Source organism: Stutzerimonas stutzeri (assembly GCF_002890895.1).
Lineage (GTDB): Bacteria > Pseudomonadota > Gammaproteobacteria > Pseudomonadales > Pseudomonadaceae > Stutzerimonas > Stutzerimonas stutzeri_AB.
Map to the genome: position 1 here is coordinate 69,837 of NZ_POUL01000014.1, position 23,632 is coordinate 93,468.

The following is a 23,632-nucleotide window of genomic DNA, read 5'->3' on the forward strand; positions in this document are numbered from 1 at the left end:
AACTCTAGAACGGGATATCGTCGTCGAAGCTGTCGTAGTCCGGCGCAGGCTGCTGAGCGGGTTGTGGCTGAGACTGCGGGCGCGACTGCTGCTGCGGTTGGGATTCACGCTGCGGGCGCGGCTGGGATTGACGCGGCGCATCGTCGGAGCTGCCACCACGGCCACCAAGCAACTGCATGGTCCCGCCCATGTCCACAACCACCTCGGTGGTGTAGCGTTTAACGCCGTCCTTTTCCCACTCACGGGTCTGCAGGCGGCCTTCGATGTAGCACTGCGAGCCCTTGCGCAGGTATTCGCCAGCAATCTCGGCAACCTTGCCGAACAGCACGACGCGGTGCCACTCGGTGCGTTCCTGCTGCTGGCCGGTTTGCTTGTCCTTCCAGCTGTCGGTAGTGGCCAGCGTGATGTTGGTCACCGCATTGCCATTGGGCATGTAGCGGGTTTCCGGGTCGCCGCCGACATTGCCGATCAAGATGACTTTGTTCACCCCTCTGGCCATGGGTAACTCCTTTGCTCAAACATGAAGGTGGTTGGCTCGAATCCGCATCCGGGAAACAGCCAATGACCGGCAATCTTACCCTACCGCCCGAAGTGGGCCAACCGGCGCGACCGGACGAAGGCCAAAGCCAAACCTACATACCGAAAATCTGGCGCCTTTCCTTCAGGCCACCAGGTGATCCAGCGCAGCTCGATCCAGCACCTTCATGTCCACCTTCACATAAGCAGCGGCCTCCTCAACGATCACCACCGCGTCGGATACGCCCGGGATCGCCATCATCTGCTCCGTAAGTGCCGGATTACGCGCCGCACCGGCGGACAGCGGCAGACGCAGCCCCGTGACGTACGGCGGCTCTCGCATGCTCCAGGTCACAACAAACCAGAGCGCGCACAGCGCTGCACACCCCGCGAACACCGTCCCTAGACCTCCAAGCTGATAAAGCCAGCCGCCGAGCACGCCGCCCAGGCCGGAACCAAGGAACTGACTCGTTGAATAGATCCCCATCGCCGTTCCCTTGCCACCAGCCGGGGCGACCTTGCTGATCAGCGAGGGCAACGAAGCTTCCAGCAAGTTGAAAGCGATGAAGAAGACGATCATGCCGCCGACCAACGACCAGAGCCGATCGCCGAACAACCAGAGGAACAACTCGGAAAGTACCAGCACCGCGACCGCACCCAGGACGATGCGCCTCATCTGACGCTTCTTTTCACCATAGATAATGAAAGGCACCATACCGAAGAAACCTACTACCAGCGCGGTAAGGTACACCCACCAGTGCTCCTCCTTGGGCAGGGCGGCTTCATTCACCAGCGCCAGCGGTAACGCGACGAAGCTGGCCATGAGAACGGCATGCAGCGCGAAAATACTGAAATCAAGCCGCAACAGATCGGAATGGCGGAGCGTTGCACCCAGCGCCTGCCGGGCGACTCCGGATTCCCGGTGCCGGATATGTGCTGGCGCGCGCGGAAGTACGGCTACGACCAGCATGCCTAGCGCTGCCATACCAGCCGTCACCCAAAACAGCCCGGAAAGTCCGAATGCACTCGTCAGCAGCGGGCCGACAACCATCGCCACCGCGAACGACACCCCGATACTCATGCCGATCATCGCCATTGCCTTGGTGCGATGCTGCTCACGGGTCAGATCGGACAACAGGGCCATTACCGCGGCCGAGATCGCACCCGCCCCCTGCAGAACACGACCGGCGATGACCCCCCAGATGGTGTCGGCCGTTGCGGCAAACACAGCGCCAGCAGCAAAGATCAACAGCCCGAAATAGATCACCGGAAGACGGCCAATTCGATCGGAAATGATTCCGAACGGAATTTGCAGCACCGCCTGGGTCAAACCATAAGCACCAATGGCGAGACCAATGAGTGCCGGCGTTGCACCCTGCAGATCCATACCATAGGTTGCTAGCACCGGCAGCACCATGAACATGCCGAGCATGCGAAACGCGAAAACCAAGGCTAAGCCGGAGGCTGCGCGGGTTTCGCTAGCGCTCATGCGCTCGCTGTAAGGATCCTGCATGTGGGGTCTCGCTTGAATTAACCGGCGGCGATTCTAGCAGTCATCCCCTGCTCGGCACAGGTTCGCTACTTTGCCGCGATGTCGCCCCTGGCCTTATACTTTCGGGTTTTCGCCCGCCATGCGAGGCTGCTTTGGACAAGATTCTGATTCGCGGGGCTCGGACCCACAACCTGAAAAACATCGACCTGACCTTGCCACGCGACAAACTGATCGTGATCACAGGCCTGTCTGGTTCGGGCAAGTCCTCGCTGGCCTTCGACACGCTTTATGCCGAGGGCCAGCGCCGCTACGTCGAATCTCTGTCGGCATATGCCCGGCAGTTTCTCTCGATGATGGAAAAGCCCGACGTCGATACCATCGAAGGGCTCTCCCCGGCCATATCCATCGAGCAGAAGTCGACCTCCCACAACCCACGTTCCACCGTCGGCACTATCACCGAGATTTACGACTACCTGCGACTGCTCTATGCACGTGCGGGCACGCCACGCTGCCCTGACCATGACGCCCCGCTGGAAGCCCAAACGGTCAGCCAGATGGTCGACCAGGTCCTCGCGCTTCCTGAAGGTCGCAAGCTGATGCTTCTTGCGCCGGTCATCCGCGAGCGCAAGGGCGAGCATCTTGCGGTATTCGATGAATTACGCGCGCAGGGTTTTGTACGCGCGCGGGTCAACGGTCGACTCTACGAGCTCGATGAACTGCCGAAGCTGGACAAGCAGAAGAAGCACTCCATCGACGTTGTGGTGGACCGTTTCAAGGTCCGCAACGACCTGCAGCAGCGCCTCGCCGAATCGTTCGAAACGGCGCTGAAACTGGCCGACGGCATCGCCTTGGTCGCGCCGATGGAAGAAGAGGATGAGAGCGAAGAGATGATTTTCTCTGCTCGCTTCGCCTGCCCCGTCTGTGGACATTCGATCAGTGAGCTGGAGCCAAAGCTCTTCTCTTTCAACAATCCAGCTGGGGCCTGTCCAACCTGTGATGGCCTTGGCGTCAAACAATTTTTCGACGCCAAGCGCCTGGTCAATGGCGAGTTGACACTGGCTGAAGGCGCTATCCGCGGCTGGGATCGGCGCAATGTTTATTACTTCCAGATGCTCGGCTCACTCGCCTCGCATTACGGGTTCAGCCTCGACGAGCCATTTGACGCTCTACCCGCCGAGCAGCAGAAATATGTTCTGCGTGGCAGCGGCAAGGAAAATGTCGACTTCCGCTATCTGAACGACCGCGGCGACATCGTAAAGCGATCGCACCCTTTCGAAGGCATCATCCCCAACCTCGAACGCCGCTACCGCGAAACCGAATCCAACTCGGTACGTGAAGAACTCGCCAAGTATCTCAGCACCCAGCCCTGCCCGGAGTGCCGTGGTACTCGGCTGCGCCGCGAAGCTCGCCATGTCTGGGTCGGGGACAAGACGCTACCGGCAGTGACCGGGCTGCCGATTGGCGACGCCACAGAATATTTCGCTGGACTCACGCTACCGGGCCGTCGCGGCGAAATTGCAGACAAGATTCTCAAGGAGATCTGCGAGCGACTGCAATTCCTGGTGAACGTGGGTCTAGACTACCTGACCCTGGACCGCAGCGCTGACACGCTGTCCGGCGGTGAAGCCCAGCGTATCCGCCTGGCGAGCCAGATCGGTGCCGGCCTGGTCGGCGTGATGTACATCCTCGACGAGCCTTCTATTGGCCTACACCAGCGAGACAACGAACGCTTGCTGGGCACGCTTCGCCACCTCCGCGACATAGGCAACACAGTGATTGTCGTCGAGCACGATGAGGACGCCATACGCCTGGCAGACTACGTCGTCGACATTGGTCCAGGCGCCGGCGTGCACGGCGGGCAAATCGTCGCAGAAGGCACGCCCGATGAAGTGATGTCCAACCCTGCTTCGCTGACCGGCGGGTATTTATCCGGCCGGGTGAAAATTCTGTATCCAGCCGAACGAACACCGCGCGATCCAGACAAGCTGCTCAAACTCAAGGGTGCGCGGGGCAACAATCTGCGCAATGTGGATCTGGAGATCCCTGTCGGGCTGCTTACCTGCATCACTGGCGTTTCGGGTTCGGGTAAGTCGACGCTGATCAACAATACGCTTTTCCCGATCACCGCCACAGCCTTGAACGGCGCTACAACACTGGAAGTGGCAGCACACGACTCGTTCGACGGCCTCCAGCACCTGGACAAGGTCGTGGACATCGATCAGAGCCCAATTGGAAGGACGCCTCGCTCTAACCCGGCCACCTACACCGGCCTCTTCACCCCCATTCGCGAACTGTTTGCCGGGGTACCGGAAGCACGATCGCGGGGCTACGGACCGGGGCGCTTCTCCTTCAACGTGAAGGGCGGGCGCTGCGAAGCCTGCCAAGGCGATGGCGTGATCAAGGTAGAAATGCATTTTCTGCCCGACATCTATGTGCCCTGTGATGTGTGCAAAGGCAAGCGGTACAACCGCGAAACGCTCGAGGTGAAGTACAAGGGCAAAAGCATTACCGAAGTGCTGGGCATGACCATTGAGGAAGCCAGGGAGTTCTTCGATCCCGTGCCTGCGGTGGCGCGTAAGCTGCAAACGCTAATGGACGTAGGGCTGTCTTATATAAAGCTGGGACAGAGTGCGACCACGCTGTCCGGCGGCGAAGCTCAGCGCGTCAAGCTATCCCGAGAGCTTTCCAAGCGCGACACGGGCAAAACCCTGTACATCCTCGACGAGCCAACCACTGGCCTGCACTTCGCGGATATCCAGCAACTCCTTGACGTACTTCACCGTCTTCGCGACCACGGCAATACTGTTGTGGTAATCGAACACAACCTTGACGTCATCAAGACTGCTGACTGGCTCGTGGATCTAGGGCCGGAAGGAGGCTCGAAGGGCGGACAGGTCATCGCAACCGGCACCCCTGAACAAGTCGCGTCGATGACCCAGTCACATACCGGTCATTTCCTGAAGCCTTTATTGGAGCGCGACAAGGCCTGACAGCAATAAAAAAGCCGGGCATAACGCCCGGCTTTACATCGGCTATTCAGCGACTCCGAAGGAATAGTCCCCGCCCCAGACAACGCCCAACCATATGCCGAATCAGCAGTCCCGATACGGCCAACGTAACTCGACGCGCTCATCCGGCCCTAGAGCAGCTCACCCTATCTGCAGCCAGCGACGCACTACTGCTTACCGTCATGACCGGTAACACCCGCATGCATGACTGAGAAAGCGAATACCTTAATCGGCCATGCTTCACTCAGGTCATCTTAAGCGATCGCCGATTCGGCTGGAATGGCGCATGTAAAGATCCATACGCATAAAAAAACCGAGCATGCGCTCGGTTTTTTTTAAGCAAGCAACGCTTACTCAGCAGCTTCCACTTCACCGGTGACCGGACGGTCAACCAGCTCAACGTAAGCCATCGGTGCATTATCTCCAGCGCGGAAACCGCACTTGAGAATACGCAGGTAACCACCTTGACGGGTGGCGTAACGCGGGCCGAGATCGTTGAAAAGCTTACCAACGATAGCCTTGGAACGAGTACGGTCGAAAGCCAGACGACGATTAGCGACGCTGTCTTCCTTAGCCAGAGTGATGAGCGGCTCGGCTACGCGACGCAGTTCCTTGGCCTTAGGCAGGGTAGTCTTGATCAGTTCGTGCTCGAACAGCGACACCGCCATGTTCTGAAACATGGCTTTGCGGTGAGCGCTTGTGCGGCTGAGATGACGGCCACTTTTACGATGACGCATGATTGAAATTCCTTACCAAACGATCAGTTCGGTGACTATGGTCGATCAGGCCGTAGCCTTATCGTCCTTCTTGAGACTGGCCGGCGGCCAATTGTCGAGGCGCATGCCGAGGGACAGACCACGAGAAGCCAGAACATCTTTGATTTCGGTCAGAGATTTCTTGCCCAGGTTCGGCGTCTTCAACAGCTCGACTTCGGTGCGCTGGATCAGATCACCGATGTAGTAGATGTTTTCTGCTTTGAGGCAGTTCGCCGAACGCACGGTCAGTTCCAGGTCGTCAACTGGACGCAACAGGATCGGATCGATCTCGTCTTCTTGCTCGACCACGACCGGCTCGCTGTCACCCTTGAGGTCGACGAACGCGGCCAACTGCTGCTGCAGAATGGTCGCGGCACGACGGATCGCTTCTTCAGGATCCAGGGTTCCGTTGGTTTCCAGGTCGATAACCAGCTTGTCCAAGTTGGTACGCTGCTCAACACGAGCATTTTCGACAACATAAGCTACGCGACGGACCGGACTGAAGGTTGCGTCGAGCTGAAGACGGCCAATGCTACGGCTCTCATCTTCATCACTCTGACGCGCATCAGCCGGCTCGTAGCCACGGCCGCGAGCGACCTTGAGCTTCATGTTGATCGAGCCATTAGCCGCCAGGTTGGCGATCAAGTGATCGCCATTGACGATTTCGACATCGTGATCCAGCTGGATATCGGCAGCGGTAACAGCGCCCGCGCCCTTCTTCACCAGGCTCAAGGTCACTTCATCACGGCCGTGCAGCTTGATGGCGATACCTTTGAGGTTCAGCAGGATTTCGATGACATCTTCCTGCACGCCCTCGATAGCGCTGTACTCGTGAAGCACACCGTCGATCTCAGCCTCGACCACAGCGCAGCCGGGCATGGAGGACAACAGAATACGACGCAGCGCGTTGCCCAGGGTATGGCCAAAACCGCGCTCGAGGGGCTCGAGAGTGATCTTGGCACGGGTCGGACTGACCACCTGCACATCGATATGGCGGGGGGTCAGGAACTCATTTACCGAAATCTGCATGGATACACCTATTTTCTAGCCCTTACTTGGAGTAGAGCTCGACAATCAGGTTTTCGTTGATGTCGGCTGACAGATCACTGCGCGCCGGAACATTCTTGAAAACACCGGATTTCTTGTCGGCATCTACTTCGACCCATTCAACGCGACCGCGCTGTACGCACAGTTCAAGGGCTTGGGCGATACGCAGCTGGTTGCGGCACTTTTCACGAACGGCCACCACGTCGCCAGCTTTAACCTGGTAAGACGGAACATTCACTGTCTGACCATTTACGCTAATCGACTTGTGCGAGACCAGCTGACGTGATTCGGCACGAGTAGAGCCAAAGCCCATGCGATACACGACGTTATCCAAACGGCACTCGAGCAGTTGCAGAAGGTTTTCACCGGTAGCGCCCTTGCGGCTGGCAGCTTCCTTGTAATAACCGCTGAACTGGCGCTCGAGAACACCATAAATGCGGCGGACTTTCTGCTTCTCACGCAGCTGGGTGCCGTAGTCGGACAAACGACCACGACGCTGACCGTGAACACCCGGTGGGGTTTCGATGTTGCACTTTGATTCGAGCGCGCGCGCACCACTCTTCAAGAAGAGATCGGTGCCTTCACGACGAGACAGTTTGCACTTGGGACCAATATAACGAGCCATTTCTCACTGTCTCCTGATTACACGCGGCGCTTCTTCGGCGGACGGCACCCGTTGTGCGGGATCGGCGTCACGTCGGTGATGCTGGCGATTTTATAACCACAGCCGTTCAATGCACGAACAGCAGATTCACGGCCCGGACCAGGACCCTTGACATTGACGTCGAGGTTCTTGAGGCCATATTCCAGTGCCGCTTGACCAGCACGCTCGGCAGCCACCTGGGCAGCGAACGGGGTGCTCTTACGGGAGCCGCGGAAACCGGAACCACCAGACGTCGCCCAGGACAACGCATTGCCTTGGCGATCGGTGATAGTGATGATGGTGTTGTTAAAAGAAGCGTGGATATGGGCGATGCCATCAACCACCGTCTTTTTTACTTTTTTACGAGGACGAGCAGCAGGTTTTGCCATGATTAGATTCCTGTCGATGCGCTAATGCGATTACTTGCGGATCGGCTTACGCGGACCCTTACGGGTACGAGCGTTGGTCTTGGTACGCTGACCGCGGACCGGCAGACCACGACGATGACGCAGGCCGCGGTAGCAACCCAGGTCCATCAAGCGCTTGATCTTCATGTTGACTTCGCGACGCAGGTCACCTTCAACGATGAACTTGCCCACTTCGCCACGAAGCAGCTCAACCTGCTCGTCAGTGAGATCCTTGATTTTTGCTGCCGGATTTACACCGGTAGCAGCACAGATTGTCTGTGCGCGAGTGCGACCAACACCATAGATGTAGGTCAGCGAGATAACAGTGTGCTTGTTATCCGGAATGTTTACGCCTGCAATACGGGCCATTCAGTGAAACTCCAATTGACAGCTACCCAACGCCCCGGAAGCCAAGAAAAGGGCGCGAGATACTAACGCTGTAATAACAAATAATCAACCCGGCAGCGCACTAGCTGCCGGGCCCGAGCCTTAGCTCACAATCAGCCTTGGCGCTGTTTGTGCCGCGGTTCTGCGCTGCAGATCACACGAACGACGCCTTCGCGACGAACGATCTTGCAGTTGCGGCACAGTTTTTTGACCGATGCGCGAACTTTCATGACCAACTCCTAGAACCTTACGAGCCGACTTCAGCGAAGCATTCCGCTGCCGTAGCCCTTCAGGTTGGCTTTTTTCATCAGGGAATCGTACTGGTGGGACATCAGGTGTGACTGCACTTGAGACATGAAGTCCATTACAACCACGACCACAATCAGCAACGAGGTCCCGCCAAGGTAGAACGGCACATTTGCGGCAACCACAAGAAACTGAGGAAGCAAACAAACAGCCGTCATGTACAGGGCACCGAACAAGGTCAAGCGGGTCAGCACACCATCGATATAGCGCGCCGACTGCTCACCAGGACGAATCCCTGGAATAAACGCACCGGACTTCTTCAAGTTTTCTGCAACGTCTTTAGGGTTGAACATCAACGCCGTATAGAAGAAGCAGAAGAAGATGATTCCGGCACTGAACAACAGGATATTCAATGGCTGACCGGGAGCAATCGCCTGCGAGATATCAGCCAGCCAGCTCATGCTTTCGGACTGACCAAACCACTGACCCAACGACGCCGGGAACAATAGAATGCTGCTCGCAAAGATTGCTGGAATCACGCCAGCCATATTGACTTTCAAGGGCAAGTGGCTTGTTTGTGCAGCGAAGACCTTACGACCCTGCTGACGCTTGGCGTAATGAACGGCGATTCGCCGCTGACCACGCTCAATGAAGACCACAAAACCAATGATCGCAACAGCCAGAAGCCCCACGGCCAACAGCGCAATGATATTGACATCACCTTGGCGAGCTGACTCGAAGGACTGCCCTAGGGCGCCCGGCAAACCAGCAACGATACCGGCAAAGATCAACATCGAAATGCCGTTACCGACGCCACGTTCAGTGATCTGCTCACCCAGCCACATCATGAACATCGCACCCGCCACAAACGTGGTGATGGCGACGAAGTAGAAGCCGAAGTCACTGCTGAATGCGACACCTTGCCCGGCCAGACCGACGGACATACCGATGGCCTGCACGATAGCCAGCACCAGCGCCAGATAGCGCGTGTACTGACTGATCTTGCGGCGACCGGCCTCGCCTTCCTTCTTCAACTGCTCAAGCTGCGGGCTGACGGCTGTCATAAGCTGCATGATGATCGATGCCGAGATGTACGGCATGATCCCCAGTGCAAAGATGCTCATGCGCTCCAGCGCACCACCCGAAAACATGTTGAACAGACTAAGGATGGTCCCTTCGTTCTGACGGAACAGCTCGGCCAACCTGTCGGGATTGATCCCCGGCACCGGGATGTGCGCCCCTACTCGATAGACGATGATCGCCATCAGCAAAAAGCGCAGACGAGCCCAGAGTTCAGACAGCCCGCCATTACTCAGCGCGGAGAGAGCACCTTGCTTAGCCATTTATTCCTCGAACTTGCCGCCAGCTGCTTCGATAGCCGCACGCGCACCTTTGGTGGCGGCGATGCCTTTCAGGGTCACAGCGCGACCAACCTCACCGGACAGCATAACTTTCACACGCTGCACGTTCTGGTTGATGACGTTGGCATCCTTGAGGCTCTGCACGGAGACAACATCGCCTTCGACCTTGGCCAGCTCGGATGTGCGCACTTCTGCACGATCCATGGCCTTGAGCGATACGAAGCCGAACTTCGGCAGACGACGATGCAACGGCTGCTGACCACCCTCGAACCCAGGAGCAATCTTGCCACCGGAACGGGAAGTCTGACCCTTGTGACCACGGCCACCGGTCTTACCCAGACCGCTACCGATACCACGGCCAGGACGAAGCTTTTCGCGACGGGCACCCGGCGCAGAACGCAGATCGTTCAGTTGCATGGCTTAGCCCTCCACACGGAGCATGTAATAAGCCTTGTTGATCATGCCGCGATTCTCAGGAGTGTCCTGAACCTCGACAGTGTGACCAATGCGACGAAGGCCGAGGCCCTTTACGCACAGCTTGTGATTGGGGATACGACCGCTGACGCTTTTAATCAGCGTGACCTTGACGGTATTAGCCATGATCAGGAAATCTCCTCGACGCTCTTGCCACGCTTGGCAGCGATCGACTCAGGCGACTGCATGGCCTTCAACCCCTTGAAAGTGGCATGAACCACGTTCACCGGATTGGTCGAGCCGTAGCACTTAGCCAGGACGTTCTGCACACCAGCCACTTCAAGGATGGCGCGCATCGCGCCTCCGGCGATAACACCGGTACCTTCAGAAGCAGGCTGCATGTAGACCTTGGAAGCGCCATGCGCCGCCTTGGTAGCGTACTGCAGCGTGGTGCCGTTCAGATCAACCTGGATCATGTTGCGGCGAGCCGCCTCCATGGCCTTCTGAATAGCAGCAGGTACTTCACGGGACTTGCCGCGACCGAAACCTACACGACCCTTACCATCACCCACCACGGTCAACGCGGTGAAGGTGAAGATACGACCACCCTTTACAGTCTTGGCGACGCGGTTAACTTGAACCAGCTTCTCAATGTAGCCTTCGTCGCGCTTTTGCTCGTTATATGCCATAACTTAGAACTCCAGCCCGCCTTCACGAGCAGCATCAGCCAGTGCCTTGACACGACCGTGGTACTTGAAGCCAGAACGGTCGAACGCCACCTGGGTGACACCTGCGGCTTTAGCACGCTCAGCGACCAGCTGACCAACTTTCTTGGCAGCGTCGACGTTGCCAGTGGCACCGCCGCGCAGTTCTTTGTCCAGAGTCGAGGCGCTGGCCAGGACCTTGCCGCCGTCGGCCGAAAGGACCTGGGCGTAGATGTGCTGGGAAGAGCGGTACACACACAGGCGTACGGTTTCCAGCTCGCGCATCTTCAGGCGTGCCTTGCGAGCGCGACGCAGACGAGTAACTTTCTTTACGCTCATTTGCTATGCCCTACTTCTTCTTAGCTTCTTTACGACGGACCACTTCGTCCGAGTAACGTACGCCTTTGCCTTTGTAAGGCTCAGGACGACGGAAATCGCGGATTTCAGCAGCCACCTGACCGACCAGTTGCTTATCGACACCCTTGATCAGGATATCGGTCTGGCTGGGGGTCTCAGCGGTAACGCCTTGCGGCAGTTCATATTCCACCGGGTGCGAGAAGCCGAGAGCCAGGGACAGCACTTGACCTTTGGCTTGCGCCTTGTAACCAACGCCAACCAGCTGAAGCTTGCGCTCGAAGCCTTGGCTGACGCCGATGACCATATTGTTAACCAGCGCACGGGTGGTACCGGCCATGGCGCGATTCTGCTGATCGCCATTGCGAGCAGCGAAACGCAACTCACCAGCCTCGTGAATCACTTCCACGGACGAGTGCACATTCAGCTCCAGAGCACCCTTGGCACCCTTTACCGAAAGCTGCTGGCCGGACATGTTGAATTCAACACCAGCGGGCAGCTTGACGGGGTTCTTAGCAACGCGAGACATGCTTATCCCCCCTTAGAACACTGTGCAGAGCACTTCGCCGCCAACGCCAGCAGCGCGAGCAGCCCGATCAGTCATCACACCCTTGTTGGTGGACACGATCGAAACACCCAGACCGCCGCGAACCTTCGGCAACTGATCAACGGATTTGTACTGGCGAAGGCCAGGACGGCTTACGCGCTTCAGCTCCTCGATGACCGGACGGCCCTCGAAATACTTAAGCTCGATAGACAGCTGCGGCTTGGCGTCGCTGCTGACGTTGTATCCTGCTATATAGCCTTCACCCTGAAGAACGTTGGCTACAGCCACCTTCAGAGTGGAAGACGGCATGCTTACGACGGACTTTTCGGCCATCTGGGCATTACGGATACGAGTTAGCATGTCCGCTAACGGGTCCTGCATACTCATGGGCTCTTGGCTCCTAATACAAAAAAATAAGCCTGGAAGGGCTCGTGTCGCCTGCTAGATGAGCGAACGCCGAAGGCGTGGCTCGGGCGAGCCGGACATTCTAGAGATAATCCAGAAACGAATCAAGCCCCATAGGGGCTTGATTTGGAAACAGCCAGCTCGACAGGAGCGCCGAGCTACCGTTCTTACCAGCTGGCTTTAACCAGACCCGGTACGTCGCCACGCATGGCGGCCTGACGCAGCATGTTACGCGCAAGACCGAACTTGCGATAAACACCGTGCGGACGACCGGTCAGACGGCAGCGGTTACGCAAGCGCGAAGCGCTTGCGTCACGAGGCTGCTTTTGCAGAGCCACCTGAGCCTCCCAACGCGCTTCCGGAGTGGACTCCGGGTTAGCGATGGTTGCCTTCAGCGCGGCACGCTTCTGGGCGTACTTGGCAACCGTTTGCTGACGCTTCAGCTCACGGTTCTTCATGCTTTGCTTAGCCATGTGCCTACTCCAATCAGTTACGGAACGGGAAGTTGAAGGCACGCAGCAGTGCGCGACCCTCTTCATCCGTCCGAGCAGTAGTGGTCAGAGTGATGTCCAGACCACGCAGGGCATCGATCTTGTCGTAATCGATTTCCGGAAAAATGATCTGCTCTTTCACACCCATGCTGTAATTGCCACGGCCGTCAAACGACTTGGCATTCAGGCCGCGGAAGTCGCGAACCCGAGGCAGGGAGATCGACAACAGACGATCCAGGAACTCGTACATACGATCACTGCGCAATGTCACCTTGACACCGATCGGCCAGCCCTCGCGGACCTTGAAGCCAGCGATAGACTTGCGAGCGTGAGTCACGACGACCTTCTGGCCGGTGATTTTTTCAAGATCGGCAACCGCGTTATCGATGATTTTCTTATCACCGATGGCCTCGCCAATACCCATGTTCAGGGTGATCTTGGTAATGCGCGGAACTTCCATCACGTTACCAAGCTGAAGCTCTTCTTTCAGCTTGGGAGCGATTTGCTTCCGATAAACTTCTTTTAGTCGTGCCATGGTTATCTACCTAGCAGTCTCAAGCTTCAACCGGCTTTTGGGTCGACTTGAAGACACGAATTTTCTTGCCGTCTTCAACCTTGAACCCAACGCGGTCAGCCTTGTTGGTTTCGCCATTGAAAATAGCGACGTTAGAGGCGTGCAGTGGCGCCTCCTTCTCGACGATACCGCCCTGAACGCCCGACATCGGGTTCGGCTTGGTATGGCGCTTCACCAGGTTGATACCACCGACAACCAGACGGTCGTCAGCGAGAACCCGGAGCACCTTACCGCGCTTGCCCTTGTCTTTGCCGGCGATGACGATGATCTCGTCGTTGCGACGAATCTTTTGCATGCGGCTTCTCCTTACAGCACTTCAGGCGCGAGCGAGACGATCTTCATGAACTTCTCGGAACGAAGCTCACGCGTCACCGGCCCGAAAATACGGGTGCCAATAGGCTCCTGCTTGTTGTTCAGCAGAACAGCAGCGTTGCCATCGAAGCGAATGATGGAGCCGTCAGGACGACGAACACCGTGACGGGTACGGACCACAACAGCGGTCATTACCTGGCCTTTCTTGACCTTGCCACGAGGAATCGCTTCCTTGACGGTAACCTTGATGATGTCGCCGATGCCGGCGTAACGGCGGTGCGAACCGCCGAGAACCTTGATACACATGACGCGACGGGCGCCACTGTTATCAGCCACATCGAGCATTGATTGAGTCTGAATCATATAATTTCTCCGACCCTTAGCCCTTAGACTTCGACGGCACGTTCGACGACATCAACCAACATCCAGCACTTGGTCTTCGCCATAGGACGAGTCTCGCGAATCGTGACCTTGTCACCGATACGGCACTGGTTGGTTTCGTCGTGGGCGTGCAGTTTGGTCGAACGCTTCACGTATTTACCGTAGATCGGGTGCTTGACGCGACGCTCGATCAGTACGGTGATGCTTTTGTCCATCTTGTCGCTGACGACGCGGCCAGTCAGCGTACGGACAGTTTTTTCAACTTCAGCCATGATCACTTACCTGCCTGCTGGTTGAGCACAGTCTTGACACGAGCGATATCGCGCTTGACTTGCGAGAGCAGGTGAGACTGCCCCAACTGGCCAGTTGCTTTCTGCATACGCAGATTGAACTGGTCGCGCAGCAGCTCGAGCAACTGCTCGTTCAGCTGCTGAGCGGATTTTTCACGAAGCTCATTCGCTTTCATCACATCACCGTCCGCTTAACAAAGGAGGTGGCGAGAGGCAGCTTTGCAGCAGCCAGGGCGAATGCCTCACGCGCCAGCTCTTCGGAAACACCCTCGATCTCGTAAAGCACCTTGCCCGGCTGAATCTGGGCAACCCAGTACTCGACGTTACCCTTACCTTTACCCATCCGCACTTCAAGCGGCTTCTTGGAAATAGGTTTGTCGGGGAAAACGCGGATCCAGATCTTGCCGCCACGCTTAACGTGACGAGTCAACGCACGACGTGCAGACTCGATCTGACGCGCAGTAAGACGACCACGGGCGACAGACTTCAGAGCGAATTCGCCGAAGCTGACTTTGCTACCGCGCTGAGCCAGGCCACGGTTGTGACCCGTCATCTGCTTGCGGAATTTTGTACGCTTTGGTTGCAACATTTGGCGTACTCCTTACTTGGCAGCTTTTTTACGAGGCGCAGGCGCTTGCGGCTTGAGCTCTTCATGGCGACCACCAATCACTTCGCCTTTGAAGATCCAAACCTTGACGCCAATCACACCGTAAGTGGTGTGTGCTTCGTAGGTGTTGTAGTCGATATCGGCACGCAGGGTGTGCAACGGCACACGACCTTCCCGATACCATTCTGTACGGGCAATTTCAGCCCCACCCAGACGACCGCTCACCTGGATCTTGATGCCCTTGGCACCAATGCGGATCGCGTTCTGTACGGCGCGCTTCATAGCGCGGCGGAACATTACGCGACGCTCCAGCTGCTGAGCGACGTTCTGTGCTACCAGCATTGCATCGAGCTCCGGCTTGCGGATTTCTTCGATGTTGATGTGCACAGGCACACCCATTCTCTTGGTCAGGTCCTGACGCAGCTTCTCAACATCTTCACCTTTCTTTCCGATCACGATGCCGGGACGAGCGGTGTGGATGGTGATGCGTGCGGTTTGAGCCGGACGATGGATGTCGATACGGCTTACGGACGCGCTTTTTAATTTGTCTTGGAGGTATTCACGCACGTTCAGATCTGCAAGCAGATAATCGGCGTACGTACGACCGTCTGCATACCAGACGGAAGTGTGCTCCTTGACGATTCCCAGGCGAATGCCAGTGGGATGTACTTTCTGACCCATCTGATCGACTCCGTTACTTGTCCGCAACCTTGACAGTGATATGGCAAGACCGCTTGACGATGCGATCAGCGCGGCCTTTGGCACGCGGCATGATGCGCTTAAGCGAACGCCCCTCGTTGACGAAGACAGTGGAGACCTTGAGGTCGTCCACGTCAGCGCCTTCGTTGTGCTCGGCGTTGGCTACAGCCGACTCCAGCACTTTTTTCATGATCTCGGCGGCTTTCTTACTGCTGAAAGCCAGCAGGTTGAGCGCTTCGCCCACCTTCTTCCCGCGGATCTGGTCGGCGACCAGGCGGGCTTTCTGGGCGGAGATGCGAGCGCCCGACAACTTAGCGGCTACTTCCATCTTTCCTTACCCCTTAGCGCTTGCCTTTCTTGTCCGCTACGTGCCCGCGATAAGTGCGGGTACCAGCGAACTCGCCGAGTTTGTGACCGACCATGTCTTCGCTCACGAGAACGGGGACATGTTGACGGCCGTTATGCACAGCGATGGTCAGACCGACCATTTGCGGCAGGATCATCGAACGACGCGACCAGGTTTTAACCGGCTTGCGATCATTCTTTTCCATCGCCACTTCGACCTTCTTCAATAGGTGAAGATCGATAAAAGGACCTTTTTTCAGAGAACGCGGCACTGTCGTATCCCTCTAGTTACTTGCGACGACGGACGATCATGTTATCGGTGCGCTTGTTAGAGCGAGTCTTCGCGCCCTTGGTCGGGAAGCCCCATGGCGACACCGGATGACGACCACCGGAGGTACGACCCTCACCACCACCGTGGGGGTGATCGACCGGGTTCATTGCCACACCGCGAACGGTCGGGCGAACACCGCGCCAGCGCTTGGCACCCGCTTTACCCAGCGAACGCAGGCTGTGCTCGGAGTTCGAGACCTCGCCCAGGGTCGCACGGCATTCAGCAAGCACTTTGCGCATTTCGCCGGAGCGAAGACGCAGCGTCACATAAGCACCTTCACGCGCGACCAGCTGCGCCGAAGCACCAGCGGAACGAGCAATCTGAGCGCCCTTACCCGGCTTGAGCTCAACACCGTGAACAGTGGAACCCAGCGGAATGTTGCGCAGCGGCAGACTGTTACCAGCCTTGATCGGCGCATTAACGCCGGAAAGAAGCTGATCTCCAGCACTCACACCCTTGGGAGCGATGATGTAGCGACGCTCACCATCCGCGTACTTGAGCAACGCGATGTGCGCAGTACGGTTCGGGTCATATTCAACGCGCTCAACGACGGCTGGAATGCCATCCTTGTTACGACGAAAATCAACCAGACGGTAATGCTGCTTGTGACCACCACCAATGTGACGAGTAGTGATTCGACCGTTGTTGTTACGACCGCCAGACTTCGACTTCTTCTCGAGCAGCGGAGCATAAGGAGCGCCTTTGTGCAGCTCCTGACCGACCACTTTGACCACAAAACGGCGGCCCGCGGAAGTCGGTTTGCATTTAACGATTGCCATGATGCACCCCTTCCTTACTCAGCGTTGCTGGAGAAATCGAGATCCTGGCCCGGCTGAAGTGCGATGTACGCCTTCTTCCAGTCATTGCGCTTGCCCAGACCGCGAGCGGTGCGCTTGGTCTTACCCTGAACATTCAGAGTGCTGACCTTGGCGACCTTCACGTTGAACAGGCTTTCGACGGCCTTCTTGATTTCCAGCTTGGTTGCATCAGTAGCAACCTTGAAAACGAATTGGCTTTTGCTATCAGCCAACATGGTTGCCTTCTCGGAGACGTGCGGACCAAGCAGGACTTTGAATACGCGTTCCTGGTTCATCCCAGCAGCTCCTCGAATTTCTTCACAGCCGACACGGTGATCAAGACCTTGTCATAGGCGATCAGGCTGACGGGATCGGAACCCTGAACGTCACGAACATCGACGTGCGGCAGGTTGCGGGCCGCCAGATACAGGTTCTGATCGACAGCATCGGAAACGATCAGTACGTCATTCAGACCCATACCGGTGAGCTTGTTAGCAAGCAGCTTGGTCTTGGGGCTGTCTACGGCGAAATCTTCAACGACGACCAGACGCTCGGAACGAACCAGTTCAGAAAGAATGGAACGCAGCGCTGCGCGGTACATCTTCTTGTTGAGCTTCTGCTCATGGTTTTGCGGGCGAGCAGCGAAAGTCACACCACCGCCACGCCAGATCGGACCACGCGAGGTACCTGCACGAGCACGGCCGGTACCCTTTTGACGCCAGGGACGCTTGCCGCCACCGGATACGTCAGAACGGGTCTTCTGCTGCTTGCTACCCTGACGACCGCCAGCCATGTAGGCGACGACTGCCTGGTGCACCAGCGTTTCGTTGAACTCACCGCCAAAGGTTTGCTCGGAGACTTCGATGGCTTGTGCGCCATTAACATTCAATTGCATGTGAACTCCCCCTTACCCGCGAGCCTTGGCAGCCGGACGCACGACAACGTCACCACCAGTGGCACCGGGCACTGCACCCTTGACCAACAGCAGATTACGTTCGGCATCGACACGCACGATTTCCAGGGACTGCACGGTTACGCGCTCGGCGCCCATGTGCCCGGACATCTTCTTGCCCTTGAAAACACGGCCTGGAGTCTGGCATTGGCCAATAGAGCCCGGGACGCGGTGGGATACGGAGTTACCGTGAGTATTGTCCTGACCACGGAAATTCCAGCGCTTGATGGTACCGGCAAAGCCTTTACCCTTGGACTGACCGGTGACATCCACCATCTGCCCAGCCTGGAAGATCTCGGCCTTGATCTGGTCGCCGACCTGGAACTCCTCGCCATCAAGGCGGAATTCCCAGACACCACGACCGGCAGCTACATTCGCCTTGGCGAAGTGACCAGCCTGAGCCTTGGTAACGCGGGACGCGCGACGCTCGCCGACAGTAACCTGCACAGCGCGATAGCCATCGCTCTCTTCATTTTTGAACTGAGTGACGCGATTCGGCTCGATCTCAATGACCGTAACCGGAATAGAGACACCATCTTCGGTGAAAACGCGGGTCATGCCGCATTTACGACCGACTACACCAATAGTCATGTTGTAACCTCTTGAGTGTACGGGGCTTTCACCCGCTATGGCCGCCCATTTCAGAGCGTTACACGACTAAAACTCCAGGTTTTAGCCGAGGCTGATCTGCACTTCCACGCCAGCCGCAAGATCAAGCTTCATCAGCGCATCGACAGTCTTGTCGGTCGGCTGGACAATATCCAGCACACGCTTATGAGTACGGATCTCGTACTGGTCGCGCGCGTCCTTGTTGACGTGCGGAGAAACCAGAACAGTGAACCGCTCTTTGCGGGTCGGCAGTGGAATCGGACCACGCACCTGAGCACCAGTACGTTTCGCGGTTTCCACGATTTCCTGGGTTGATTGATCGATCAGGCGATGGTCAAAAGCCTTCAACCGAATACGGATTTGTTGGTTTTGCATTTTGACCTCAGACTCCAATTAGCCATCCCTACCAAACGCAATACGCCCGGTAAAAGGAGGCGCAATTGTACGGATGCGTCCAGGGGGTGTCAACAAATGATCAGCAATAGAAAAAAGGGCCCCGAAGGGCCCTTTTCGACACCGAGCGGTTACTCGATGATCTTGGCAACCACGCCGGCACCAACGGTACGGCCGCCTTCGCGAATCGCGAAGCGCAGACCATCTTCCATGGCGATCGGAGCGATCAGGGTGACAACCATCTTGATGTTGTCGCCCGGCATTACCATCTCAACGCCTTCTGGCAGTTCGCAGTTACCGGTCACGTCAGTAGTACGGAAGTAGAACTGCGGACGGTAGCCCTTGAAGAACGGAGTGTGACGGCCGCCTTCTTCCTTGCTCAGTACGTAGACTTCGCCTTCGAACTTGGTGTGCGGCTTGATGGTGCCCGGCTTGGCCAGAACCTGACCACGCTCGACGTCATCACGCTTAGTACCACGCAGCAGAACACCGACGTTCTCACCTGCACGACCTTCGTCGAGCAGCTTACGGAACATCTCAACACCGGTGCAGGTAGTCTTGGTCGTGGCACGGATACCAACGATTTCGATTTCTTCCTGAACCTTGACGATACCGCGCTCAACACGACCAGTCACAACGGTACCGCGACCGGAGATCGAGAACACGTCTTCGATTGGCATCAGGAACGGCTTGTCGATGGCACGCTCAGGCTCTGGGATGTAGCTGTCCAGAGTTTCGACCAGCTTACGCACGGCCGATACGCCCATTTCGTTGTCGTCCTGACCATTCAGCGCCATCAGCGCAGAACCGATAATGATCGGAGTGTCGTCACCCGGGAAGTCGTAGGTCGACAGCAGGTCACGCACTTCCATCTCAACCAGCTCAAGCAGCTCAGCGTCATCCACCATGTCCGCCTTGTTCAGGAAGACAACGATGTAAGGAACGCCAACCTGACGAGACAGCAGGATGTGCTCACGCGTCTGCGGCATGGGGCCGTCAGCTGCCGAGCAAACCAGGATCGCGCCGTCCATCTGCGCAGCACCGGTGATCATGTTCTTCACATAGTCAGCGTGGCCTGGGCAGTCAACGTGGGCGTAGTGACGGATCGAGGAATCATATTCAACGTGGGAGGTGTTGATGGTGATACCACGAGCCTTCTCTTCCGGCGCGTTGTCGATCTGCGAGAAGTCACGCGCAGAGCCGCCCCAAGTTTCAGCACAGACCTTGGTCAGCGCTGCGGTGAGCGTGGTTTTGCCATGGTCGACGTGACCAATGGTACCGACGTTCAGATGCGGTTTGTTACGTTCGAATTTTTCTTTAGCCACGACAGTAAACCTCTTACTTAAAGGGCTGAATCAACCTTGTTTTTTAACGATAGCTTCGACGATGTTCGACGGAGCCTCGGAGTATTTCGAGAATTCCATGGAGTAGCTGGCGCGACCCTGAGACATGGAGCGGACGTCGGTTGCATAACCGAACATCTCACCCAGCGGAACCTCGGCACGAATGACCTTGCCGGAGACCGTATCTTCCATACCCTGGATCAGACCGCGACGACGGTTAAGGTCGCCCATCACGTCACCCATGTAGTCCTCAGGCGTTACCACCTCGACCTTCATGATCGGCTCAAGCACTACGGCGCCGCCCTTTTGGGACAGCTGCTTGGTCGCCATGGAAGCCGCAACCTTGAACGCCATCTCGTTGGAGTCGACGTCATGGTAGGAGCCATCGAACACAGTCGCCTTCAGGCCGATCAGCGGATAGCCGGCGACGACGCCGTTCTTCATCTGCTCTTCGATGCCCTTTTGAATAGCAGGGATGTATTCCTTCGGAATAACACCACCAACTACCTCATTGACGAACTGCAGGCCTTCTTGACCCTCATCTGCCGGCGCAAAGCGCACCCAGCAGTGACCGAACTGACCGCGACCGCCAGACTGGCGAACGAACTTGCCTTCGATCTCACAGGACTTCGTGATCTTCTCACGATAAGAAACCTGCGGCTTACCGATGTTGGCTTCGACGTTGAACTCACGACGCATACGGTCGACAAGAATATCGAGGTGCAACTCACCCATACCCGAGATAATGGTCTGACCGGTCTCTTCATCAGTCTTGACGCGGAACGAGGGATCTTCTTGGGCAAGCTTGCCCAGCGCGATACCCATCTTCTCCTGGTCATCCTTGGTCTTCGGCTCAACCGCCACCGAAATAACCGGCTCAGGGAAGTCCATACGCACCAGAATGATCGGCTTATCCAAAGCGCAGAGCGTGTCACCAGTAGTGACATCCTTCATGCCGATCAGGGCAGCGATGTCACCGGCGCGAACTTCCTTGATCTCTTCGCGGCTGTTCGCATGCATCTGCACCATACGACCGACACGCTCTTTTTTGCCTTTCACCGAGTTCAGAACACCGTCACCGGAGTTCAGGACACCCGAATAAACGCGAGCGAAGGTCAGCGTACCAACAAAGGGGTCGGTCGCGATCTTGAACGCCAGCGCAGAGAACGGCTCAGCGTCATCAGCGTGACGCTCCATCTCGATGGTTTCATCATCGATATCGGTACCCTTGATCGCCGGAATATCAGCTGGCGCAGGGAGATAATCGATAACCGCATCGAGAACCAGAGGAACACCCTTGTTCTTGAACGACGAACCACAGACAGCGAGAACGATTTCACCAGCGATTGTGCGCTGACGCAGAGCAGACTTGATTTCCTCGGTGGTGAGCTCTTCACCTTCGAGGTATTTGTTCATCAGCTCCTCGGTCGCTTCGGCAGCAGCCTCGACCATGTTGCTGCGCCACTCATCAGCCAGATCTTGAAGCTCGGCAGGGATCTCCTCCTCACGGAAGGTCATGCCCTTGTCGTCATCGTTCCAGTAGATAGCTTTCATCTTGACCAGATCAATCTGGCCCTGGAAGTTATCTTCTGCACCAATGGCGAGCTGAATCGGAACGGGAGTATGGCCCAGACGCTGCTTTATCTGCGCAACCACACGCAAGAAATTGGCGCCTGCACGGTCCATCTTGTTGACATAGACCAAGCGCGGAACACCGTACTTATTAGCCTGACGCCAAACGGTTTCCGACTGCGGCTCAACACCTGAAGTACCACAGAACACAACGACCGCACCATCGAGTACGCGCAGCGAGCGCTCAACTTCGATGGTGAAGTCAACGTGACCGGGAGTGTCGATGATATTGAAACGATGCTTGTCGAACTGCTTCTCGGAACCAGCCCAGAAAGCGGTAGTGGCAGCAGAGGTGATGGTGATACCACGCTCCTGCTCCTGCACCATCCAATCCATGGTCGCGGCGCCGTCATGCACCTCGCCCATTTTATGGTTTACGCCGGTGTAAAAAAGGACGCGCTCAGTGGTGGTGGTTTTACCAGCATCCACGTGAGCGACGATACCAATGTTACGGTAGCGGTTAATCGGGGTAGTACGAGCCATAAAGCCCTCGCAAGTTGATGACGCTGAAAATTAGAAGCGGTAGTGCGAGAAGGCCTTGTTGGCTTCAGCCATACGGTGCACGTCTTCACGCTTCTTCACAGCAGCGCCTTTACCTTCAAATGCATCCGACAGCTCACCCGCCAAGCGCAGGGCCATGGATTTCTCACCACGCTTACGCGCAGCGTCTACCAGCCAGCGCATGGCCAGCGCATTACGACGGGACGGACGAACTTCGACCGGAACCTGGTAAGTCGCACCACCTACGCGGCGGGACTTCACTTCGACCAGCGGAGCGATGGCGTCGAGTGCTTTTTCGAAGATTTCCAGGGGATCGCTGTTCTTGCGTTCCTTGACCTTTTCCAAGGCCCCATAAACGATACGCTCAGCTACGGCCTTCTTGCCGCTTTCCATCACGTGGTTCATGAACTTGGCGAGGATCAGACTTCCGTACTTCGGATCGTCAAGGATCTCGCGCTTGGCTGCTACACGACGTCTTGGCATTGATAAGCCCTCAAACGGTCTTCAGGTTAGCCCGGGACGATAACGACGAGGTTACGCCCGACCTTACTCTTATCGACTCAAATAAATAAAAATACTGATTACTTCGGACGCTTGGTGCCGTACTTGGAACGGCCCTGCTTACGATCCTTGACACCGGAGGTATCCAGCGAACCGCGCACGGTGTGGTAGCGAACACCGGGAAGGTCTTTTACACGACCGCCACGGATCAGCACGACGCTGTGCTCTTGCAGGTTATGACCTTCACCACCGATGTAGGAGGCGACTTCAAAACCGTTGGTCAGACGAACACGGCATACTTTACGCAGTGCAGAGTTCGGTTTCTTTGGCGTGGTGGTGTACACACGAGTGCACACGCCACGGCGTTGCGGGCAGTTCTGCAGCGCAGGGACGTCGCTTTTCTCGACGACGCGCTTGCGCGGCTGGCGTACCAGCTGGTTGATCGTTGCCATCTACTAGCTCCACTGTTGTCTTTCGACACAAACGAAAATGGCAGAGCGCAAGGCCCCGCCAAATTAGGGGTACAAGAGTCTAAAGAGCTTCCTGTCCACCGTCAAGGCGCGCCCCGACTTATGCCGGGGCAGACCG

At 56.8% G+C, this 23,632-nt stretch carries 35 protein-coding genes; 1 reads left to right on the forward strand and 34 read right to left on the reverse strand.

The genetic code is table 11. The annotated features are described in order from the left end of the window. Positions 1-4 precede the first annotated feature (4 nt). Complete coding sequence (locus tag CXK96_RS19715) at positions 5-499, reverse strand: single-stranded DNA-binding protein (protein ID WP_019339955.1); 495 nt, start codon at positions 497-499, stop codon at positions 5-7. Positions 500-661: 162 nt separating this feature from the next. Beyond that, positions 662-2,029 (reverse strand): MFS transporter, encoded by a 1,368-nt coding sequence (locus tag CXK96_RS19720; RefSeq protein WP_102838122.1) that lies wholly within the window; start codon positions 2,027-2,029, stop codon positions 662-664. A gap of 131 nt (positions 2,030-2,160) precedes the next feature. Here CXK96_RS19720 and uvrA point away from each other — a divergent pair, with 131 nt between their 5' ends. Continuing rightward, a complete protein-coding gene (gene uvrA, locus CXK96_RS19725) occupies positions 2,161-4,998 on the forward strand; it encodes an excinuclease ABC subunit UvrA (RefSeq protein WP_102838123.1) in 2,838 nt (945 codons plus the stop codon). 368 nt (positions 4,999-5,366) lie between these two features. Here the strand turns inward: uvrA and rplQ are convergent, their stop codons facing one another. The 32 genes from rplQ to rpsL form a co-directional block, all read right to left on the reverse strand. Then, positions 5,367-5,753 (reverse strand): 50S ribosomal protein L17, encoded by a 387-nt coding sequence (gene rplQ / locus CXK96_RS19730; protein ID WP_019339959.1) that lies wholly within the window; start codon positions 5,751-5,753, stop codon positions 5,367-5,369. A 45-nt stretch (positions 5,754-5,798) separates the two neighbouring features. Continuing rightward, entirely contained in the window at positions 5,799-6,800 is a 1,002-nt protein-coding gene (locus CXK96_RS19735) for a DNA-directed RNA polymerase subunit alpha (RefSeq protein WP_019339960.1), read from the reverse strand. A 22-nt stretch (positions 6,801-6,822) separates the two neighbouring features. Further along, positions 6,823-7,443, reverse strand: a complete 621-nt coding sequence (rpsD, locus tag CXK96_RS19740) for a 30S ribosomal protein S4 (RefSeq protein WP_102838124.1) — start codon at positions 7,441-7,443, stop codon at positions 6,823-6,825. A gap of 17 nt (positions 7,444-7,460) precedes the next feature. After that, positions 7,461-7,850 carry a 30S ribosomal protein S11 gene (gene rpsK / locus CXK96_RS19745; RefSeq protein ID WP_014854207.1) on the reverse strand — a complete coding sequence of 130 codons (390 nt, stop codon included), beginning with the start codon at positions 7,848-7,850 and terminating at the stop codon, positions 7,461-7,463. Positions 7,851-7,880: 30 nt separating this feature from the next. Beyond that, a complete protein-coding gene (rpsM, locus tag CXK96_RS19750; protein WP_073301056.1) occupies positions 7,881-8,237 on the reverse strand; it encodes a 30S ribosomal protein S13 in 357 nt (118 codons plus the stop codon). 131 nt (positions 8,238-8,368) lie between these two features. After that, the gene (gene rpmJ / locus CXK96_RS19755; protein WP_014854209.1) at positions 8,369-8,485 is read right to left on the reverse strand and encodes a 50S ribosomal protein L36; all 117 of its coding nucleotides are present in this window, start codon (positions 8,483-8,485) and stop codon (positions 8,369-8,371) included. A gap of 30 nt (positions 8,486-8,515) precedes the next feature. After that, a complete protein-coding gene (gene secY, locus CXK96_RS19760; RefSeq protein ID WP_102838125.1) occupies positions 8,516-9,844 on the reverse strand; it encodes a preprotein translocase subunit SecY in 1,329 nt (442 codons plus the stop codon). Next, entirely contained in the window at positions 9,845-10,279 is a 435-nt protein-coding gene (gene rplO, locus CXK96_RS19765; protein ID WP_102838126.1) for a 50S ribosomal protein L15, read from the reverse strand. 3 nt (positions 10,280-10,282) lie between these two features. After that, entirely contained in the window at positions 10,283-10,462 is a 180-nt protein-coding gene (rpmD, locus tag CXK96_RS19770; protein WP_003281818.1) for a 50S ribosomal protein L30, read from the reverse strand. A gap of 2 nt (positions 10,463-10,464) precedes the next feature. Next, a complete protein-coding gene (rpsE, locus tag CXK96_RS19775) occupies positions 10,465-10,965 on the reverse strand; it encodes a 30S ribosomal protein S5 (RefSeq protein ID WP_019339966.1) in 501 nt (166 codons plus the stop codon). A 3-nt stretch (positions 10,966-10,968) separates the two neighbouring features. Beyond that, a complete protein-coding gene (gene rplR / locus CXK96_RS19780; RefSeq protein WP_019339967.1) occupies positions 10,969-11,319 on the reverse strand; it encodes a 50S ribosomal protein L18 in 351 nt (116 codons plus the stop codon). A 10-nt stretch (positions 11,320-11,329) separates the two neighbouring features. Further along, a complete protein-coding gene (gene rplF, locus CXK96_RS19785) occupies positions 11,330-11,863 on the reverse strand; it encodes a 50S ribosomal protein L6 (RefSeq protein ID WP_019339968.1) in 534 nt (177 codons plus the stop codon). Between the two features lie 12 nt (positions 11,864-11,875). Continuing rightward, positions 11,876-12,268: a 30S ribosomal protein S8 gene (gene rpsH / locus CXK96_RS19790; protein ID WP_003281824.1), complete on the reverse strand. Its 393-nt coding sequence runs from the start codon at positions 12,266-12,268 to the stop codon at positions 11,876-11,878. A gap of 185 nt (positions 12,269-12,453) precedes the next feature. Then, positions 12,454-12,759: a 30S ribosomal protein S14 gene (rpsN, locus tag CXK96_RS19795; RefSeq protein ID WP_046164401.1), complete on the reverse strand. Its 306-nt coding sequence runs from the start codon at positions 12,757-12,759 to the stop codon at positions 12,454-12,456. A gap of 13 nt (positions 12,760-12,772) precedes the next feature. Then, entirely contained in the window at positions 12,773-13,312 is a 540-nt protein-coding gene (gene rplE / locus CXK96_RS19800) for a 50S ribosomal protein L5 (protein WP_019339970.1), read from the reverse strand. A gap of 19 nt (positions 13,313-13,331) precedes the next feature. After that, positions 13,332-13,646 carry a 50S ribosomal protein L24 gene (gene rplX, locus CXK96_RS19805; protein WP_019339971.1) on the reverse strand — a complete coding sequence of 105 codons (315 nt, stop codon included), beginning with the start codon at positions 13,644-13,646 and terminating at the stop codon, positions 13,332-13,334. Positions 13,647-13,657: 11 nt separating this feature from the next. Next, the gene (gene rplN, locus CXK96_RS19810) at positions 13,658-14,026 is read right to left on the reverse strand and encodes a 50S ribosomal protein L14 (RefSeq protein ID WP_003289207.1); all 369 of its coding nucleotides are present in this window, start codon (positions 14,024-14,026) and stop codon (positions 13,658-13,660) included. Between the two features lie 23 nt (positions 14,027-14,049). After that, positions 14,050-14,316, reverse strand: coding sequence for a 30S ribosomal protein S17 (rpsQ, locus tag CXK96_RS19815; RefSeq protein ID WP_025240347.1), 267 nt, complete (start codon positions 14,314-14,316; stop codon positions 14,050-14,052). Positions 14,317-14,318: 2 nt separating this feature from the next. Then, the gene (rpmC, locus tag CXK96_RS19820) at positions 14,319-14,510 is read right to left on the reverse strand and encodes a 50S ribosomal protein L29 (protein WP_003289209.1); all 192 of its coding nucleotides are present in this window, start codon (positions 14,508-14,510) and stop codon (positions 14,319-14,321) included. After that, the gene (rplP, locus tag CXK96_RS19825) at positions 14,510-14,923 is read right to left on the reverse strand and encodes a 50S ribosomal protein L16 (RefSeq protein ID WP_003176421.1); all 414 of its coding nucleotides are present in this window, start codon (positions 14,921-14,923) and stop codon (positions 14,510-14,512) included. The genes rpmC and rplP overlap by 1 nt, the downstream gene beginning before the upstream one ends. Positions 14,924-14,935: 12 nt before the next feature. Continuing rightward, entirely contained in the window at positions 14,936-15,622 is a 687-nt protein-coding gene (gene rpsC / locus CXK96_RS19830) for a 30S ribosomal protein S3 (RefSeq protein WP_019339973.1), read from the reverse strand. A gap of 13 nt (positions 15,623-15,635) precedes the next feature. Beyond that, positions 15,636-15,968: a 50S ribosomal protein L22 gene (gene rplV / locus CXK96_RS19835; RefSeq protein WP_003103908.1), complete on the reverse strand. Its 333-nt coding sequence runs from the start codon at positions 15,966-15,968 to the stop codon at positions 15,636-15,638. Positions 15,969-15,981: 13 nt separating this feature from the next. Next, entirely contained in the window at positions 15,982-16,257 is a 276-nt protein-coding gene (rpsS, locus tag CXK96_RS19840; protein WP_021209376.1) for a 30S ribosomal protein S19, read from the reverse strand. Between the two features lie 16 nt (positions 16,258-16,273). Further along, positions 16,274-17,095, reverse strand: coding sequence for a 50S ribosomal protein L2 (gene rplB / locus CXK96_RS19845; protein WP_019339975.1), 822 nt, complete (start codon positions 17,093-17,095; stop codon positions 16,274-16,276). A gap of 14 nt (positions 17,096-17,109) precedes the next feature. Then, positions 17,110-17,409: a 50S ribosomal protein L23 gene (gene rplW / locus CXK96_RS19850; protein WP_102838127.1), complete on the reverse strand. Its 300-nt coding sequence runs from the start codon at positions 17,407-17,409 to the stop codon at positions 17,110-17,112. Then, positions 17,406-18,008 (reverse strand): 50S ribosomal protein L4, encoded by a 603-nt coding sequence (rplD, locus tag CXK96_RS19855; RefSeq protein WP_019339977.1) that lies wholly within the window; start codon positions 18,006-18,008, stop codon positions 17,406-17,408. Before rplD ends, rplW begins: the two co-directional genes overlap by 4 nt. A gap of 12 nt (positions 18,009-18,020) precedes the next feature. Then, entirely contained in the window at positions 18,021-18,656 is a 636-nt protein-coding gene (gene rplC / locus CXK96_RS19860; RefSeq protein WP_045430590.1) for a 50S ribosomal protein L3, read from the reverse strand. A gap of 81 nt (positions 18,657-18,737) precedes the next feature. Next, on the reverse strand, positions 18,738-19,049 hold the full coding sequence (rpsJ, locus tag CXK96_RS19865) for a 30S ribosomal protein S10 (RefSeq protein ID WP_003186070.1): 312 nt from the start codon (positions 19,047-19,049) through the stop codon (positions 18,738-18,740). Between the two features lie 149 nt (positions 19,050-19,198). Continuing rightward, positions 19,199-20,392, reverse strand: coding sequence for an elongation factor Tu (gene tuf, locus CXK96_RS19870; RefSeq protein WP_025240334.1), 1,194 nt, complete (start codon positions 20,390-20,392; stop codon positions 19,199-19,201). A 30-nt stretch (positions 20,393-20,422) separates the two neighbouring features. Next, the gene (gene fusA / locus CXK96_RS19875; RefSeq protein ID WP_102838128.1) at positions 20,423-22,525 is read right to left on the reverse strand and encodes an elongation factor G; all 2,103 of its coding nucleotides are present in this window, start codon (positions 22,523-22,525) and stop codon (positions 20,423-20,425) included. Positions 22,526-22,555: 30 nt separating this feature from the next. After that, positions 22,556-23,026 carry a 30S ribosomal protein S7 gene (rpsG, locus tag CXK96_RS19880; RefSeq protein WP_045430600.1) on the reverse strand — a complete coding sequence of 157 codons (471 nt, stop codon included), beginning with the start codon at positions 23,024-23,026 and terminating at the stop codon, positions 22,556-22,558. 98 nt (positions 23,027-23,124) lie between these two features. After that, positions 23,125-23,496 carry a 30S ribosomal protein S12 gene (gene rpsL, locus CXK96_RS19885; RefSeq protein ID WP_025240342.1) on the reverse strand — a complete coding sequence of 124 codons (372 nt, stop codon included), beginning with the start codon at positions 23,494-23,496 and terminating at the stop codon, positions 23,125-23,127. Positions 23,497-23,632 lie beyond the last annotated feature (136 nt).

Excerpts from the sequence above, each read along its gene's own strand:
- CXK96_RS19715 (WP_019339955.1), bottom strand. The coding sequence starts at position 499 with ATGGCCAGAGGGGTGAACAAAGTCATCTTGATCGGCAATGTCGGCGGC.
- CXK96_RS19720 (WP_102838122.1), bottom strand. The coding sequence starts at position 2,029 with ATGCAGGATCCTTACAGCGAGCGCATGAGCGCTAGCGAAACCCGCGCA.
- rplQ (WP_019339959.1), bottom strand. The coding sequence starts at position 5,753 with ATGCGTCATCGTAAAAGTGGCCGTCATCTCAGCCGCACAAGCGCTCAC.
- CXK96_RS19735 (WP_019339960.1), bottom strand. The coding sequence starts at position 6,800 with ATGCAGATTTCGGTAAATGAGTTCCTGACCCCCCGCCATATCGATGTG.
- rpsD (WP_102838124.1), bottom strand. The coding sequence starts at position 7,443 with ATGGCTCGTTATATTGGTCCCAAGTGCAAACTGTCTCGTCGTGAAGGC.
- rpsK (WP_014854207.1), bottom strand. The coding sequence starts at position 7,850 with ATGGCAAAACCTGCTGCTCGTCCTCGTAAAAAAGTAAAAAAGACGGTG.
- rpsM (WP_073301056.1), bottom strand. The coding sequence starts at position 8,237 with ATGGCCCGTATTGCAGGCGTAAACATTCCGGATAACAAGCACACTGTT.
- rpmJ (WP_014854209.1), bottom strand. The coding sequence starts at position 8,485 with ATGAAAGTTCGCGCATCGGTCAAAAAACTGTGCCGCAACTGCAAGATC.
- secY (WP_102838125.1), bottom strand. The coding sequence starts at position 9,844 with ATGGCTAAGCAAGGTGCTCTCTCCGCGCTGAGTAATGGCGGGCTGTCT.
- rplO (WP_102838126.1), bottom strand. The coding sequence starts at position 10,279 with ATGCAACTGAACGATCTGCGTTCTGCGCCGGGTGCCCGTCGCGAAAAG.
- rpmD (WP_003281818.1), bottom strand. The coding sequence starts at position 10,462 with ATGGCTAATACCGTCAAGGTCACGCTGATTAAAAGCGTCAGCGGTCGT.
- rpsE (WP_019339966.1), bottom strand. The coding sequence starts at position 10,965 with ATGGCATATAACGAGCAAAAGCGCGACGAAGGCTACATTGAGAAGCTG.
- rplR (WP_019339967.1), bottom strand. The coding sequence starts at position 11,319 with ATGAGCGTAAAGAAAGTTACTCGTCTGCGTCGCGCTCGCAAGGCACGC.
- rplF (WP_019339968.1), bottom strand. The coding sequence starts at position 11,863 with ATGTCTCGCGTTGCTAAGAACCCCGTCAAGCTGCCCGCTGGTGTTGAA.
- rpsH (WP_003281824.1), bottom strand. The coding sequence starts at position 12,268 with ATGAGTATGCAGGACCCGTTAGCGGACATGCTAACTCGTATCCGTAAT.
- rpsN (WP_046164401.1), bottom strand. The coding sequence starts at position 12,759 with ATGGCTAAGCAAAGCATGAAGAACCGTGAGCTGAAGCGTCAGCAAACG.
- rplE (WP_019339970.1), bottom strand. The coding sequence starts at position 13,312 with ATGGCACGACTAAAAGAAGTTTATCGGAAGCAAATCGCTCCCAAGCTG.
- rplX (WP_019339971.1), bottom strand. The coding sequence starts at position 13,646 with ATGCAAAAGATTCGTCGCAACGACGAGATCATCGTCATCGCCGGCAAA.
- rplN (WP_003289207.1), bottom strand. The coding sequence starts at position 14,026 with ATGATTCAGACTCAATCAATGCTCGATGTGGCTGATAACAGTGGCGCC.
- rpsQ (WP_025240347.1), bottom strand. The coding sequence starts at position 14,316 with ATGGCTGAAGTTGAAAAAACTGTCCGTACGCTGACTGGCCGCGTCGTC.
- rpmC (WP_003289209.1), bottom strand. The coding sequence starts at position 14,510 with ATGAAAGCGAATGAGCTTCGTGAAAAATCCGCTCAGCAGCTGAACGAG.
- rplP (WP_003176421.1), bottom strand. The coding sequence starts at position 14,923 with ATGTTGCAACCAAAGCGTACAAAATTCCGCAAGCAGATGACGGGTCAC.
- rpsC (WP_019339973.1), bottom strand. The coding sequence starts at position 15,622 with ATGGGTCAGAAAGTACATCCCACTGGCATTCGCCTGGGAATCGTCAAG.
- rplV (WP_003103908.1), bottom strand. The coding sequence starts at position 15,968 with ATGGAAGTAGCCGCTAAGTTGTCGGGCGCTCGCATCTCCGCCCAGAAA.
- rplB (WP_019339975.1), bottom strand. The coding sequence starts at position 17,095 with ATGGCAATCGTTAAATGCAAACCGACTTCCGCGGGCCGCCGTTTTGTG.
- rplW (WP_102838127.1), bottom strand. The coding sequence starts at position 17,409 with ATGAACCAGGAACGCGTATTCAAAGTCCTGCTTGGTCCGCACGTCTCC.
- rplD (WP_019339977.1), bottom strand. The coding sequence starts at position 18,008 with ATGCAATTGAATGTTAATGGCGCACAAGCCATCGAAGTCTCCGAGCAA.
- rplC (WP_045430590.1), bottom strand. The coding sequence starts at position 18,656 with ATGACTATTGGTGTAGTCGGTCGTAAATGCGGCATGACCCGCGTTTTC.
- rpsJ (WP_003186070.1), bottom strand. The coding sequence starts at position 19,049 with ATGCAAAACCAACAAATCCGTATTCGGTTGAAGGCTTTTGACCATCGC.
- fusA (WP_102838128.1), bottom strand. The coding sequence starts at position 22,525 with ATGGCTCGTACTACCCCGATTAACCGCTACCGTAACATTGGTATCGTC.
- rpsG (WP_045430600.1), bottom strand. The coding sequence starts at position 23,026 with ATGCCAAGACGTCGTGTAGCAGCCAAGCGCGAGATCCTTGACGATCCG.
- rpsL (WP_025240342.1), bottom strand. The coding sequence starts at position 23,496 with ATGGCAACGATCAACCAGCTGGTACGCCAGCCGCGCAAGCGCGTCGTC.